The following is a 1,318-nucleotide window of genomic DNA, read 5'->3' on the forward strand; positions in this document are numbered from 1 at the left end:
CATCCCACCGAAAAACTAATGCGCTCCGGGGTTTGGGGGCGGCGCCACGCCCCCAACGGGGGGTTTGGGTAGGGTTGATTCATGAATCAACCCTACTATGAATCAACCCTACCCATTCAGCGTATCAATAAACTTGTCAATTAACCTTTCGGTGTCGCCCCAAATTGCTCGATGAGGATAGAGGTTAACACCGATTTTAGGTCCTCACAGGGAATCCCTTTTTGTACACAGCTGCCTAGGTGAGCATCTTTACCCACTTTACCCCCCATGTAGAGGTCAACTCCCTCCACGGTTTTGCCGTCTTTGCGCGCTTTTGTCCCCATCAAACCGATATCGGCCACTTGGGGTTGTCCGCAGGAGTTAGGGCAACCAGTCCAATGAATCCGCACACCCCGGGGGATATTTAATTCGGCATCTAACTGACGAATCAAGTCCACAGCCTTATTTTTGGTTTCAATCAGGGCAAAATTGCAGAATTGCGCCCCCGTGCAGGAAACGAGCGCTCGTTGTAAAGGAGTGGGATTGGGGGTAAACTTAGCCAGTAAAGGCTCGGTTAAAAGAGTCGCCATATTTTCAGCCGCTATATTGGGAATAATCACGTTTTGTTCCACGGTTAAACGCAATTCTCCGCTACCATACACTTCGGCAATCCGGGCTAAATCGAACATATCATCGGCAAATAGACGACCAACGGGAATACAAAGACCGACATAGCTCAATCCCTCCTGTTTTTGGGGGAAAACTCCTAAATGATCCCGTTTTTCCCAGTCGATTGCGTCTTTTTCGGCAGCCGTTGCCAAGGCATAACCTAAGTGATTAGCCACCCGCGTGCGGAATTCCTCGATTCCCCACTCATCAATTAACCACATTAAACGGGATTTTTGACGATTGGCGCGCAATCCATTGTCGCGGTAAACTTCCAAAATTCCTCGGCATAAATCCACCACTTCCTGATTCGGTCTCACCCAAACATTCATAGGAATTGCCGCTTCACAGCGTTTAGCCGAGAAAAAGCCACCCACCACGACATTAAAGCCTAATTCTCCCTCTTTATAGGCAGGAACAAAGGCAATATCGTTAATTTCCGCATGAACCGAGTTATCGCGTCCCCCCTCGATGGCAATATTAAATTTGCGGGGCAGATTGCTAAATTGATAATTACCTTGACCGCAGTTGGTAATCATATCTTGGACTTTTTGGACTAATTCCCTGGTGTCAATTAATTCATCCGCGTCTAGTCCCGCCATGGGTGAACCGGTAATATTTCTAACATTATCCATGCCCGATTGTACCGAAGTCATGCCCACGGATTTTAGTC

The 1,318-nt window shown here is 48.0% G+C and carries 1 protein-coding gene; it reads right to left on the reverse strand.

Features of this window, described 5'->3' with window-relative positions; all coding sequences use genetic code 11:
• Positions 1 to 140 precede the first annotated feature (140 nt).
• Positions 141 to 1,318 (reverse strand): ferredoxin--nitrite reductase (locus PX481_RS17670; RefSeq protein ID WP_288095245.1); only part of this gene is annotated, 1,178 nt, incomplete at its 5' end.

The sequence above is a fragment of the Microcystis sp. M53603_WE2 genome (genome assembly GCF_030065435.1).